This is a genomic window from Candidatus Krumholzibacteriia bacterium (assembly GCA_030748535.1).
Taxonomy (GTDB): domain Bacteria; phylum Krumholzibacteriota; class Krumholzibacteriia; order JACNKJ01; family JACNKJ01; genus JASMLU01.
The window spans coordinates 1-14,016 of record JASMLU010000012.1; the positions used below are offsets into that span (position 1 = coordinate 1).

Annotated in this window: 12 protein-coding genes; 3 read left to right on the forward strand and 9 right to left on the reverse strand. The window is 57.4% G+C overall.

Annotation, left to right across the window (positions count from 1 at the left end):
* Positions 1-293: 293 nt before the first annotated feature.
* Entirely contained in the window at positions 294-1,400 is a 1,107-nt protein-coding gene (locus tag QGH30_08530; GenBank protein ID MDP7022383.1) for a FlgD immunoglobulin-like domain containing protein, read from the forward strand.
* 78 nt (positions 1,401-1,478) lie between these two features.
* On the opposite strand, the gene gmk is transcribed toward QGH30_08530, so the two are convergent.
* Complete coding sequence (gmk, locus tag QGH30_08535; protein ID MDP7022384.1) at positions 1,479-2,123, reverse strand: guanylate kinase; 645 nt, start codon at positions 2,121-2,123, stop codon at positions 1,479-1,481.
* Between the two features lie 22 nt (positions 2,124-2,145).
* Entirely contained in the window at positions 2,146-3,024 is an 879-nt protein-coding gene (locus tag QGH30_08540; protein ID MDP7022385.1) for a YicC/YloC family endoribonuclease, read from the reverse strand.
* A 96-nt stretch (positions 3,025-3,120) separates the two neighbouring features.
* On the opposite strand from QGH30_08540, the gene QGH30_08545 reads away from it, so the two are divergent.
* Complete coding sequence (locus QGH30_08545; protein MDP7022386.1) at positions 3,121-3,870, forward strand: VCBS repeat-containing protein; 750 nt, start codon at positions 3,121-3,123, stop codon at positions 3,868-3,870.
* Here QGH30_08545 and QGH30_08550 read toward each other — a convergent pair whose 3' ends face one another.
* Both QGH30_08550 and QGH30_08555 read right to left on the reverse strand, forming a co-directional pair.
* A complete protein-coding gene (locus QGH30_08550) occupies positions 3,871-5,199 on the reverse strand; it encodes a PorV/PorQ family protein (protein MDP7022387.1) in 1,329 nt (442 codons plus the stop codon). It abuts the gene before it with no gap.
* Between the two features lie 8 nt (positions 5,200-5,207).
* A complete protein-coding gene (locus QGH30_08555; GenBank protein ID MDP7022388.1) occupies positions 5,208-5,957 on the reverse strand; it encodes a hypothetical protein in 750 nt (249 codons plus the stop codon).
* 15 nt (positions 5,958-5,972) lie between these two features.
* On the opposite strand from QGH30_08555, the gene QGH30_08560 reads away from it, so the two are divergent.
* A complete protein-coding gene (locus QGH30_08560) occupies positions 5,973-7,604 on the forward strand; it encodes an NFACT RNA binding domain-containing protein (protein MDP7022389.1) in 1,632 nt (543 codons plus the stop codon).
* Here the strand turns inward: QGH30_08560 and QGH30_08565 are convergent.
* The 5 genes from QGH30_08565 to QGH30_08585 are packed head-to-tail and all read right to left on the reverse strand — an operon-like array spanning position 7,601 to position 14,002.
* Positions 7,601-8,620 (reverse strand): ATP-binding cassette domain-containing protein, encoded by a 1,020-nt coding sequence (locus tag QGH30_08565; GenBank protein ID MDP7022390.1) that lies wholly within the window; start codon positions 8,618-8,620, stop codon positions 7,601-7,603. The genes QGH30_08560 and QGH30_08565 overlap by 4 nt on opposite strands.
* Entirely contained in the window at positions 8,617-9,597 is a 981-nt protein-coding gene (locus tag QGH30_08570) for an ABC transporter ATP-binding protein (protein ID MDP7022391.1), read from the reverse strand. Before QGH30_08570 ends, QGH30_08565 begins: the two co-directional genes overlap by 4 nt.
* A complete protein-coding gene (locus QGH30_08575) occupies positions 9,597-10,652 on the reverse strand; it encodes an ABC transporter permease subunit (protein MDP7022392.1) in 1,056 nt (351 codons plus the stop codon). Before QGH30_08575 ends, QGH30_08570 begins: the two co-directional genes overlap by 1 nt.
* 7 nt (positions 10,653-10,659) lie before the next feature.
* Positions 10,660-12,150 (reverse strand): ABC transporter permease subunit, encoded by a 1,491-nt coding sequence (locus QGH30_08580; protein MDP7022393.1) that lies wholly within the window; start codon positions 12,148-12,150, stop codon positions 10,660-10,662.
* Position 12,151: 1 nt separating this feature from the next.
* Positions 12,152-14,002, reverse strand: a complete 1,851-nt coding sequence (locus QGH30_08585) for an extracellular solute-binding protein (GenBank protein MDP7022394.1) — start codon at positions 14,000-14,002, stop codon at positions 12,152-12,154.
* Between the last annotated feature and the right edge of the window lie 14 nt (positions 14,003-14,016).

Here is a 14,016-nt window from a genome sequence, read left to right on the forward strand (position 1 = left end):
CCAGTATCTGCAACGTCGCTCCCGCCGGGCCGGCCGATGCGGTCACCGCCCGGCGCAGGTTCGCGTTGGGCGCCAGCTAGACTGTTGTTACTATCTAGGGCTGTGATTTCTCCGCAGTCGATGGAATCCTCAGATAATCCTCCAAATTGAAAACGGGATACCAGAAACCGCGAGCGAGAGGGCAAGAGCCGGGACGCACTTTGATTCACACGGTGACATGCTCACAAAGAACCCTCCTTCTGCTATAATGTAAGCTCCACTCCATGAGACATCCCGCCTTGAAGGATTGGTTCATGCTCCGGTTCATTCTTGGATCCATGCTCCTTGTAAGCTCGCTGGCCATCGCCGATTTGCGCCCCCTTGTGCGCAGCTCGGGGAATCCGCGTTCGAGCGTAACGGTTCTCAGCATTGAATCCTGCTGGGCCTTTGGTCACGAAGTGGAGTGTCAAACCCTGGAAGTTCTCAGTGAAGATCTGCCACCACGCGAGTTGACTCTTCGATGCTATCGAAATTCATCCTCCCTCGGCGCATTGATACTGACTACCGGAGGAACAGGAACAAGCTATTACACGGACTTCGGGCCGGAGGCGGAGCTTACGATTGAAACCGCTTACGCAAATGGACTCGCACTCTACGGCCTCGATGACTACATAGACATGGCCATCCTGAGTGGCGGGCCGCCGGTAGCCGATCTGAAGCGAGCGGTGTTTGGAGAGATCGACGACCCGGCACGGTGGCCCGACGGGCTCATGGGATTCTGGTTCACGGATTACCTCATGGGATGGGTAGGGAACGGGGATTATTGCGTGAACCGCTATGTTCCCCCTGAAATGGAAGAGATGGTCCACACGGCTCTGGATTCGGTGTCTCTCGTCTCACCCAATGCAATCCGCGACTTCGACCACGCCACCCGAATCCACTTCGTGCAAAGCGAAGATGAGACCCACGCCGACGAACAAGCCGCGCTTTACTTTGATGCACTTTCCTGCACGAAGTATTGGCACTTCATTGGCGAAATCACCGATCACGCCGTGCCCGGCACTGCCGAAGGAGCCGGGAAGATCCGACAGATTCTACTGGATGAACTCGGAGGATCGGTCGCTGTTGGGGAAGTCATCGGAGATCGGAAGTTCATCCATGCATACCCCAATCCCTTTCATCGAAGCACCTCGATTTCATTCGACCTGCCCCATTCCTCGGTTCTCCGCTTGAGCATTTTCTCGGTCGATGGCAGAAGGATCCGTAGCCTGGGCGCCGGAGAATATCCCGCAGGAGAACACCGTTTCGAATGGGATGGAAGAGACGATGGCGGACATGAAATGAAATCGGGGGTCTATTTCCTGAGAGCTGAATCGGGGAGCCGGCTTCTCGGCACGAAACCGCTAACGCTGCTTCGGTGATCGGCGCAAAACTTGCCAGCCGACCAGCCCGACCCAAGCGGGTATTCCTCCGCCTTTGAACATGTGAACAATCCGAGCCTAGGGAAGACTCAGGGAGAAACGCTCGCGTAGAAGCTCGCGGCCCCCTCCCTCGAGCCAGGCGGCGCTGTTGGCCTCGCGGGATCGAATCAGGCGTTCGGCCTCATCAACCGCGGCCGAAAGGTCTTCATTGATCACGACAGAGTCGTAGCGGGGGATCTCGGCCAACTCGCCCAGAGCGTTCTCCAGTCGCAGTGCGACCTTCTCGTCTGCCTCGGTTCCCCGTCCCCGAAGGCGATCCTCCAGGGTCTCCCGGTCGGGAGGAAGGACATAGAGGAGCCAGGCGCGGGGACCCAGGGCTTCCTTCACCTGCAAACCACCCTGCACATCGATATCGAGAAAAACGGTTCTTCCTTCGTCGAGAAAGGGAACGACTTCGCTACGCAAGGAGCCGTAATACTCTCCGTGAACTTCGGCCCACTCCAGAAGACCCTCCCCCTCGCGAAGCTCGCGGAAACTCTCCTGATCGAGAAAACGGTAATCCACGCCGTCAACCTCTTCGCCCCGAAGAGGGCGGGTGGTAGCACTGATCGAGAAATGACTGCGGGAAAAGCGAAGCATGAGGTGCTTCACCAGAGTGGTCTTGCCACTACCGGAGGGTCCGGAAACGACCAGCGCCAGCGAGGAAGCGGGATCCATGACCATGTGAACCTCTCGGAGAAGGACGCTACTCCAGGTTCAGAATCTGCTCCCGGAGTTTTTCTGTTTCCTCCTTAATCAACAAAACATCGCGTGTAATTTCCAGATCCTGACTCTTGGATCCGATGGTATTACTTTCGCGGAGAATCTCCTGAATCAGAAAACCCAGCTTCTTGCTGACCTCTCCACCGGCATGGATCGACTCGCGGAACTGCTCGAGATGGGAATCCAGGCGCGTGATTTCCTCGCTGACATCGGCCTTGTCCACCAGGATGGCCGCCTCCTGGGCCAGACGCTGGGGATCGACGGGAAGATCGTCCAGCAAATCCTCCAGGCGTTTGCGGAGGTTCGCGGCCAAAGAGGCCTTCATCTGCGGGGTCGCCTTGCGGATGCGTTGCAGGCTCTCCTCGATTCGATCCAGACAGGACAGAAGATCGTCGGAAAGGGCAGCGCCCTCTTTTTCCTTCATGGACAGAATATCGGCGATGGACTCATCGAGAGCGCGGAGCGCAAGGCTGCGAAGCCGGTCAGCATCCTGGTTCCCGTCGGAATCAAGGAAGAGACCGGGGAGCTGAAGAAAGGAAGCGCCGAGATGATCCACGGCCAATTCCCGTCCCATAGATCGGATCTTTCGGATCTGCTCGTGATAATGCGCAAGAGCCTCTTCGTTCAGTTCGGGCAGGGAGGAAGAACCCCGGCTTTCCAGGGAAAGGGTCACCGTTACCCGGCCACGGCCCAAACTCCGGCGAGTCTTTTCCAGAATCTCCGCCTCCAGAAAACCCAGTTCGCGGGGAAGACGGGGCTGGAAGTCGAAAAAGCGGTTGTTGACCGAGCGGATCTCCGCCTGGATTTCCAGACCCTCTTCCTGCACCGTGGCGCTGCCAAATCCGGTCATGCTTCGAATCACGGGAAACCTCCGTAGTGAAATCCAGTGGAGAGTTTATCTTCTCTTTCTTGTCGTCTGCAAGCATTCCCTGCTATCCTCCCCCACCAAGGAGGCCTCATGAAAGCAATCGCCCTGATTCCGTTTCTCCTGATTTCCTATTCTGCGAGCGCCCAGAACTGGGTGAACCAGTCCTACCCCTGGGCCTTTGTGGAACATCATCGGGACGCGGAGATGATTGACGACACAAGGGATGCCTTCGTCTATGGAACTGACCGGGGAATGCTCTTCTTCATGGAGCGGGACCGGATGACCGGCAAGCTCAGCATGAAGCATCAAAGAGAAGTTTGGGCGCCGGTCAAGGAGATCCGCCTGGCAGAATGCACCGGCGACTCCCGCTATGAGCTGGTCGTGAGCACGCGGCAGGGCGACCTCTTTGTCATCAACAAGGACACACGCAAGGATCTCTGGAGAACTCCGGAAGGCTATTTCGAAACCATTTCCTGTTTCACGGTTTTTGACGCAGACGGGGACAAGAAGCCGGAGATCCTGCTCATTGCCGATGGCAAGCTGGTCATCATGAGCGGGGACACCGAAACGGAGGAATACCGCAGCGGTGAGGACTATGCCGGCACGCGCATTGCCGTGGCCGATGTGGACAAGGACGGGGACGCGGAAATCGTGCTGAACAGCGGGCTGGTTCTTGATGCCAAGTTCCGGCAACTCGAATGGGATTTCGGGGAGAGCTTCGGAGAGGAAATGGACCTCTTCGACATCGATGGAGACGGGATCGTGGAAATCGTGGGAAGTGACGCTTCCGGCTCGCTTCAGATTATCGATGCCGATGACCGCAAGGTGAAGTGGGAGTAGCTAGTCCAGGATCAGGTGCGCCTCGATCCGGTCCCTCTCGTCACCACCCCTGGCCCGAAGTCCGATTTTCGCGTGAGGGTAGCCCCAGGACACCAGAGTATCCCGCAGGATTTGCAGACGCTGCAGGCTCGCATTCCGATCCTCTTTCGCATCGCCGCTTGAGACTACCCAGCAACGGAACTCCACGCCCACCACTCCCTGTGTCACCGCAAGTCGCTCAAAGTAGTGACGCAACTTCTTGCGGCTTTCCTCCATGAGACCACTTTCGCCGAAGAGCATTTCACCAAAGAAGGCCTGCTCGGGCAGAGGCTTCAGGCGCGGCAGTTTTCTCGGCGGAGGAATGCTGCGGGGAACGGGAGCCGTCCAGGTTTTCTTCTTCCCGAAGGACCAGGACAGGCTCACCCGATGCACGGGCGACAGATCCGCATGGTCGCCATAGGCGTAGTCGAAACAGTAGCCATCGTGCTTCAGCCCAAAGCCATAGTGGAAACGATCCCCTTCGGGGGTCCCGTCATCCTCGACACTTCGCCGGTAACCGACACGCAGGGAAAGGAGATTCCTCCAGGTCCACTCGCTTCCGATTCCCAGAGAAGGGAAGTTGTCGCGGGGATGCACATAGTCGAGAAGGTTGATCAGAACATGGTCGGGAGCCAGTTCCAGGCGATGCGAAGCACCGAAACGAACCTTCCAGGGAGAAGGAGCCAGCCCCTGACGAAATCCGAGAGGAGGGCCGACATCGAGCCAGGAAAGGCCCAGGCGAATGCCCTCGATTTCCTGAGTCTGGACTCCTGCCGAAGCCATCACCCCGCCCACTTTTTCCCCACCCAGATTCTTCTGAAGAGCCTTTACCGTGAGACCCGCACGCAAGAGCGGGTGAAGAGGCAGGGACAGGGAAGCAAAGCCATGAAGGTCTGAAGCGCCGAGAAAACGTCCACTGCTGCTTCCATCAATGAAAGTTTCCTCGATGCTCCCGTAGTTCATGCTGAGAAGACCGAGTGAGATCATCCCCGTCTTTCCAAAGGGTCGGGCATAGAAAACCTGATCGAGCGGAGAGTCGAGCACCCACTGGGAATGGCTCAGGAAAAGCTGGGAGCTTTCGCTTCTCATCAGGGAAGCCGGATTGAACTCCACGCCCGAGGCTCCCATGCCCAGACCGGTCACGGCCCAGCCGAGTCCGGCCGCTCGAGCATCCATGCCCGGAAGGGACGAATGGCTGCTTCCCACCTGGGAATGCAGTTCATCACTTTTCGCCCCCCCGGTGAGCAGGAGCAGAAGCAGGAAGGCCGCAATGAAGGCTCCCAGAACCAGATTTTGTCTCCTGTTTTCCATCTCTCCTCCTATCTCAGCAGCATCAGGCGCTGACTTTCCACCTGAGCGATGCCGGAGATTTCATAGCGGGCAAGAACGATGTACATCCCGCTCGCAAGCGGTCTCCCCGCCTCATTGCAGAGATCCCAGTGAAGGGACTGGACACTGCCCTCTTCCCAAACCTCGCCTCCAGCCAGGCGGATCACCTTCTCCATGGCCTGCGTGTAGATGTCGATCACTGCGCTCATGTCCTCATCACAGGCGATGCGGAATTCCACGCTGGAGTGCCGGTCGCAATAAACGGGATTGGGAGCGATGAGAAGCCGCCGCTCATCACGAATCCGAAGTTCCAGAACCACTGAGTCGACGATCACATGATCTTCGCTCACGGCCCGGAGACTCGAATAGTAAAGGCCCGGAGGTGTTTCTGCAGGAACACTGAACTGGAGTTCCACCAGACTGCTGTCGCCGGGAGCAAGAGGAACGATGTCGCCGGAGAGAACCGTCATGCGCTCACGATCCAGCAGCCCCCCGCTTTCGGAATAGAAATGCGAGGGAAGGCTGAGGCTCATCGTGCCCAGACTGTCTTCCAGAGTGTTGAGAAAGATCAGGCTCGTGGAGCCGGTTTCCCCGGACAGCAGGTCTACTTCCAGGGTATCCGCCCGCCAGAAAAGACTGTCCGCGGGCTGAAAATCCCAGAGCGGAGAGGCCACAGAGGAAGAAAGGCCCAAAAAGAGGAGCAGAAGAAAAGGCCCTGCCTTGACGGATGGGATTCTCATGTTAGCCTCACTCCCATGATCGACTTCCCTCAACTGATGCTTGCGCAAGCGCTTCTGGAGACACTCCGGGAGCGACGCGTGGACAGGGTTCACTGGAGCGGCCCCCTGCTTTCCCTGCAGTTTTCAGGGAAGGATGGGGAAGAATTGCACCTTGCGCTCCATCAGGACGAACTTTCACTCTTCCTCAGTCCGCCCCTCCCGGAGAGCCGGGAGCATTTTCAGTTCCAAGACCGTCGTCACGACTTCACTTTCCTGCCCGATCACCTTCTCGGGGCCCGATTTCTGGGTTCCACCCCCTTGTCCGGGCAAAGTCTCCTGCGACTGGACTTTGAAGCAGACGCTATCTTGGGAAATACCAATCGCTTACACCTTTTTATCGAGTTTTTCGCCGGAGGGCGGGCGGTTCTCTGCGGAGAGGATTTTCAGGTCATTCGTGCCAGCCGAAAGGGCTCTGCGCAGGTCAAACCCGGTGCTGACTACCTTCTGGGGCGAGGAGAGCCGGCCAGGCCGGGCAAGTTCTTACCACCCGGGGAGGATTTCTACGAAAATCTCGCGGGGGAAGGGAAGGTTCGGGGCTTTTCTCCAGTCATTCTCCAGTGGCTTCGCAGGGATGAAGCCGGACCCGGGGAAATTGAAACCGCTCTGGATCAGCTTCTCAATTCCAGCCCTCTCTGGCAGCTCCATCTCTTTCCGGCTCGCGACTTTCGTCCCGGCTTCATCCTTCCCGCAGAAGCAGAACCCGAAGAGGCTCTGCCCTTTGCCGAGGCCCTCTGCCTTCTGGGCCGGGAAAACCGATCCCGGCGGCGCTGTTTTGAAATGCACCGGGAGATCCATCGCCACCACACTTCAATTGGTAGTAAAGCCGAGCGCCTTCAAGTCAAACTCCGTGAGGATCTTTCCGGTGCCGAAGGCGGAGAGGAACTGCGTCGGCAGGCGGACACTCTGGCCGCCAAGCTGTCTCAGGCGAAGCGGGGAATGGAGAGCATCGAACTGGAGGATGTCCACGAGGAAGGCCGGATCCTGCATATTGAACTGAACTCCGGCGATGGCCCGAGGAAAAATCTGGACCGGCTCTACAAGCGGGCGGGAAAAGCAGAGCGCGGACTTGAACTCATCCGCAAACGGCTCGAACAGTGTGAAAGTGAAATTCGCACATCCGGCAACTTGCTGCGAAAGGCCGACAAGCTTCTGGACGAAGAGGAAGAAGAAGGTCTCCTGAGTCTCTGGCTGCCCCAAGCACCGAAAGAGCCACGGAAGAAAAAAACCCCGCAGCCGGAGTCCCTTCCCTTTCGCCGCTTTGAACTGAAGGGCGGATGGCAGGTCTGGGTGGGTCGCAACAACCGCGAAAACGACGAACTCACGCACAAGGCTGCCTCGCAGAAAGACCTCTGGTTCCATGCCCAATCCGTGTCCGGCAGCCATGTCCTGCTTCGCATGGCCGGACACAAGGAAGTGCCAAAGCATATTCTGGAGGAAACGGCCGCCATCGCCGCCTGGTTCAGCAAGGCGCGAAACAGCGGGCTAGTCCCGGTCATCTTCACGGAAAAACGCTATGTGAGAAAGCCCCGGAAGGCAGCTCCGGGGCAGGCTCTCTGTGAAAGGGAGAAGTCCCTCATGGTGCGTCCGGGCTTGCCGGACCGGGACTAGCCTTTCATTTCCTCATGATAAGGACAGGCGGCGAAATGCCCCGGACTGACTTCCTTCAGTTTCGGAACTTCCCCGGCGCACTCTTCCCTGGCGATGGGACAACGGGTCCGGAAGGCACAGCCGGAGGGCTTGTTGATGGGAGTGGGAACATCGCCCTTGAGGACGATCCTCTGCCCCTTCTCCGCACGATCGGGATCCGGCAGGGGAACGGCGGAGAGAAGGGCCTTGCTGTAAGGATGGGAAGGATTGAAATACACATCCTTCGCCGCACCGATCTCGACGATATTCCCCAGGTACATCACGGCAATGCGGTCACTGATGTGCTCGACCACACTGAGGTCATGGGCGATGAAGAGGTAGGTCAGTCCGAATTCGTTCTGAAGTTCCTTCAGCAGGTTGATGACCTGAGCCTGAATGGAAACATCCAGTGCGCTGACCGGCTCATCGGCAATGATCACTTTAGGATTGGTGGCAAGAGCCCTTGCAAAACCAATCCTCTGACGCTGCCCGCCGGAAAACTCATGGGGATAGCGATTGCTCTGCTCTGCGCTCAGGCCCACCTTGTCGAGTAGCCAGCCTACGCGCTCCATGCGCTCAGCCCTGCCCATTTCCTTCTTGTGGATCTTCAGCGGCTCTTCAATGATCTGCCCCACCGTCATGCGCGGATTGAGAGAGCTGTAGGGATCCTGGAAAATCATCTGCAGGTCCGTGCGGAATGGTTTCATCTTCTTGCGATTCAGGCCGACCAGATTCGTGCATTGATCGTCCCGATGGAAGTTGATTTCGCCGGAAATCTCCACGTCGGGTGCCGTGGTCCAGAGGACATTGAGGATCGAACGACCCACCGTGCTTTTCCCGCAACCGGACTCGCCGACCAGACCCAGGGTTTCACCTTCAATGAGTTCGAAGTCCACTCCATCGACAGCCTTCACCTCTGCGACTTTCCGCAACATCACGCCGCCGAAGATCGGATAGTAAACCTTGAGATCCTTCACGCTCAGGATGGTCTTGCTCATGCCGACCCTCCCATGGGCAGATGACAACGGAGCTTGTGTCCCTCGGAGACTTCCTGAAGTTCCGGCTCTTCCGTAAAGCAGCGTTCTTCGGCAAGATCGCAGCGTGTGCAGAACTTGCAGCCAAGAGGCATATCGAAAATACTGGGGACCATGCCACGAATCGTCGATAGCTCCTCTTTCTTTTCCCCGGGGCGTGGCAGACTCTCGAGAAGCCCCCGGGTGTAGGGGTGAAGCGGTTTCCGGAACAGCTCCCCCACTTCCGCCATCTCCTGGATCTTGCCTCCGTACATGACGATGACGCGCTCGCAGGTCTCGGCCACCACGGCCAGATCGTGAGTGATCAGCATGACCGCCGCTTCGGGGCGCTTCTCCTTGACCGTGAGCATGAGTTCGATGATCTGTGCCTGAATCGTGACATCCAGAGCCGTGGTCGGTTCATCGGCGATGAGAAGGGCCGGGTTGCAGGCCAGCGCCATGGCGATCATCGCGCGCTGCCGCATTCCTCCGGAAAACTGATGTGGGTAATCCTTCATGCGTTTCTCAGCATCGGGAATACCGACAAGCTCCAGCATCTCGACGGCCCGGCGCTGCACCTCGGCTCTGGATAGATCCTCGTGAAGTTCGATGATCTCCCGAACCTGGTAGCCAATGGTGAACACCGGGTTCAGGCTGGTCATCGGCTCCTGAAAGATCATGGCGATTTCCTTGCCACGAATCTTGTGCAGTTCCGAGTACTTGAGTTGGAGCAAGTCGCGGCCCTTGTAGAGAACCTCGCCCTCGGCCACCTCGCCGGGCGGGTTGGGAATCAGGCGGGTCAGGCTGAGCGCGGTCACACTCTTGCCACTTCCGCTTTCTCCCACGATGCCGAGAACCTCGCCCTCATAGATGTCGAAGTCCACGCCGTCAACGGCCGTGGCCAGCCCCGCCTCTGTATTGAAACGGGTCACGAGCCCGCGGATTTCAAATAGCTTCTTCATCAGCGTAACCTCGAGAATACCTTGGGATCAAAGGCCTCACGCACGGCCTCCCCGATAAAGACCACCATGAGCAGGGTCATAAAGAGCGCGGACAGAGGAGTCAGCACCAGCCACCAGGCAAAAGTGATATCATCCATGCCCTGCTGAACCAACTGGCCCCAGCTTGGCGTGGGTGGTGCCAAGCCGAACCCAAGGAAGTCCAGACTCACCAGTGAACCGATATAGGCCACCACGGCAAAGGGCGCGAAACTGACCACGGGAGTCAAGGCATTGGGCAGAATGTGGCGGAAGATCACTTCCCGGTGTCCGGCTCCCATTGCGATGGCTGCGGCGACATAGTCCTTCGCCTTCTCCCGGTAGAACTCACCGCGGACATAGTAGGTCATGCCGATCCAGCCGAAGAGAGTAAGTACGAAGACCAGGAGCAGGAAGGTCGGCTGCAAAATTGAGCTGATGATGATAATCGTGTAGAGGAAGGGCATCGAGCTCCAGACCTCAATCAGCCTTTGCATCGTTATGTCGAAGCGTCCGCCGAAGTATCCCAGGAGGGCTCCAATCGTGATTCCCACGATATAGGAAATCGTCATGGTGATCAGGGCAAAGCTGATGGAGATGCGGAAGCCGTAGACCAGGCGAGCAAAGACATCGCGACCCCGGTTGTCCGTGCCGCACCAGTGCTCGGCACTGGGAAAGTGCGGCGGCTGTCCCGGCAATTCCAGCAGGGACTCGTTGGGATGATAGGGATAGGGCGGCATGATGATGCGGCCGCTGCCCTCTTCCTTCAACTTGACCTGCAGTTTGCGATAGTCCGGCTCACCGCTCCCGGACATGCCAAAGATTTCGGCCTCGTAGTGCTTCGTCATGGGGAAGTAGGCCTTGCCCTCATAGCTCATCCAGACTGGCTTGTTGTTCACAAGAAGCGGGAGCAGGAAACTCAGGGCATAGAGGCTGCTGAGAATAAGAAAGGAATAGTAGCCACGCTTGAGTGTCTTGAACTTCCGCAATCGCTTGCGAAAGATACTCACGCTTGCAGTCTGTTTGTCCTTCCTGGCCATTTTCTTCCTACTTGAAGCGGATGCGCGGATCAATCACCGCATAAAGGATGTCACTGAAAATGTTCCCGAAGAGTCGAAGCAGGGCTCCAATCACGAGAATCCCGAGCACCACGGGATAGTCCCGCTTCAGGATGCTGGTGAACCCAAGAAGACCGAATCCCTGGATATTGAAGACCTTCTCGATGAGATAGCTGCCGGCCAGAATCAGGCTCAAGAGGTGCCCAAGTCCTGTGGCAATGGGGATCAGGCTGTTTCTCAGGGCATGGACGAAGACGACCTTTCGCTCATGCAGACCTTTCGCAAAGGCTGTCCGGACATAGTCCTGTCCCAGATTTTCCAGAAGAGAGTTCTTCATTACCACAGTCAGCGTGGCAAAGCTGCCGACCATGTAGGCGATCACGGGCAGAATCGTATGATGAACCTGGTCGGTGATCTTGTGCCAAATGGTAAAGTCCTCCCAGCCGGGGCTTCGGAATTCGCCCAGGGGAAAGACATCCCAGAAGCTCCCCCCTCCGAAGAGCACCAGAAGCACGGCACCGAGCGCCCAACCGGGAATGGAGTAGCCGATCAGCACGATGGCACTCGAAAGCGCGTCAAAGCGGCTTCCATGACGGATAGCCTTCATCACTCCCAGGGGAATGCAGACCAGATAGCTGAGCATGAAACCGATCAATCCAAAGTAGATCGAAATCGGGAACCGCGCGCGGATCACTTCGCCGACAGGCTTCGCATAGACATAGCTTCGGCCGAGATCGCCGGTCAGTAGTCCGGAAAAACGGGTCCAGGCGACGATGACCTTCGTCGGCTCGCCCGATTCCTCCGGCTGCTCAATGCTGGTGATGCGCCATTTCTTTTCCAGGGGTGCGGTATCGATTTCCACGGGCCAGAGAGAAGGATCTCCCTCTCCGGAAAGAACGCGCCCGAGAATGTTGCCAGGAAGTGCTGTCCACTCGCCGGGATTCACGAGCAGGGAATCCTCCATGCGTCGAACCCAGGAACCCTTGAACTTCAGCCAGGCAATGACAAGTTCCTGTTCCCCGGAAGCCATCTCCCTGACTTCGGCAACCTGCCAGTTCTTGCGGAGTTTGCTGAAGTCGTATTCCAGCTCGAACTCGCCGGGTTTCTCCGAAAGCTCCAGCGCCCGAACCTTCACGCCCTTTTGAAGTTTCTTCCACTTGCCGGGCTTGAGAGTGACTCCATCCATTTCACGGGGCCAAAGGCCCAGCCAACGCAGATAGCGAACGGGGCCGGGCTTGTCGAAGCCGTAGAAGCGCTTCATTTCCTCCAGGGCATCGGGAGGAATCTCGATGTGGCCGACCATGTCGCCGCTGCCGCCGCCCCCGCCTTCGCCCCCGGCCATCAGTCCGGCCTGAAGGTTGAGCATCTCCTGCTCCAGCGGGCCGCCAGGCACCATCTGCATGATGGTGAAGACAAGAATCGTGATCCCCAGAAAGGTGGGGATGATCAGCAGAAAACGACGGATGAAATAGGCGGTCATTCTAGTTTTTACCCAGTCGCTTCGGCCAGTATCGATCCAGAGTTTCCCCCACGGGCAGGGTCATGGATGGATCGGAAATAGCCGCATCCATGGCCTTCTTGCGAGCCGGATCCTCATACCAGAGGCTCTGGATTGCCAGGTAATCTCCGGTTCTCCCCACATATCCCTCCGGGAAGCCGAACTTGTTCCAGAAGACAAGGCGATGGAAAGGCCCGGCCCAGGCCAGAGCATAGGGAGACAGCTCACTGAGACGATAGTCGATCTTCCGGATCAGTTCCTCCCGGCGCCGCTGATCGTATTCCTCATCGTAGAGTTTCGCGATGGAGTCGATATAGGCATCCTTGACCCCGCAGATATTGGTCGAGGGTGTTTCGTCGGCGGTAAGGGAATGCCAGGAACTGTTCGGGTTGGGCCAGAAGAGACCACCCCAGCTCTGGAAGGCAATCTTGAAGTTGTGCTCCATGTTGTTCTTGAACTGGGTGGCAGAGGTCATCTGCTTCATGTGGAGCCTGATACCCGCCTTGGCCAGGTCTTCCTGAAAGACCGTGTGGATCCTTTCCCAGCTCGGGCTGTCAAAGGTCAGGGTCAGTTCGAAAACATCGCCCGCATTATTGACAAGCCAGCCATCTGAGTTCTTGGAATCCCAGCCGGCTTCGGCCAGTAGTTTCTGAGCCTTCACCGGGTCATATTCGTAGCGGATATTGTCGGGATTCTCGTAAACGCCCCCGGGAAAATAGCTGAAGTTCTTGTCGTATTCGTTGAAGAAGAGCTTGTCGATGAGCTTGTCACGGTTGTAGAGATGCGCCATGGCCCTGCGAACGCGAATGTCATTGAAGGGCATCTCCCGCATGTTCAGGGCGTGTCCACTGATGCCTCGAACCTTCTCATTGTAGATCTTTCTCTTTTGCACCACTCCGCGCTGAATCTCGTCGAAGTTGAACTCGTTGACCCACCAGGCCGCCTTGCCGACCGCATAGACGTCCAGTTCGCCCTTCTTGAACTTCTCGAGATGCAGGCGCTCGTCCATGACCACGACCCACTCAATTTCATCGAAATTGTAGAGACCCCGATTCTCCGGGGCATCGGCGTTCCACCAGTTCTTGTGACGGGTGATGACAACGCTTCGGCCCGTGTCGATATTGTCCTCGTCGATTCCATAGGGACCGGTTCCCAGCATGCTCTTGAACTGAAACTCCTCCAGATACTCCGATCCATCCATTCCCCCGATAATGTGCGCGGGCATGAGAGCCAGGGAAATCCCGAAGTAGAGGAAGTGGCGCCAGTTCTCCTCAATCGTGGTCACATGAACCAGGTAGGGGCTTTCCGCCACCGGCTCCTCGTATTTCCCATAGAGAATGTTAGTGTAGGGCATCAGGATGCCCTCATCGACCCGGAGCTGCCAGGACGCGATGACATCATCGCTGGTCACGGGCATGCCGTCAGACCAGCGAGCCTCCGGATTGATGCGGAAACTGAAAGTCATCTTGTCTTCGGAGATACGCCAGTGAGTGGCGAGATCCGGAGCAATATCAAGAGTTTTGCTGTCGAGAGTCAGGAGGGAGTTGAAGAGAAGGCTGGAAACCGCAGAAAGAAAGGTGCTGTTGGAGTCTTTGCCCACAATTCGAAGGGTCGAGGGAAACTCCACCATTGCCATACGAAGTTTCCCGCCCTTGACGGCCTCCGGGTTGCCCACAGCCGAGGGTGTGGCGGTCTTCCATCCGGGCTGGCCCTTGACCCACTCTTCAAAGCCGGGTCCTCCAAGTTCCGGAGGAACTCCGGGAACACCGGGTTCGGCAAGAAGGGGGAGACTGACGAACAAGAAGGAGATTATGCACCACACGCGCACTTTCATCGCGACCTCCGGAT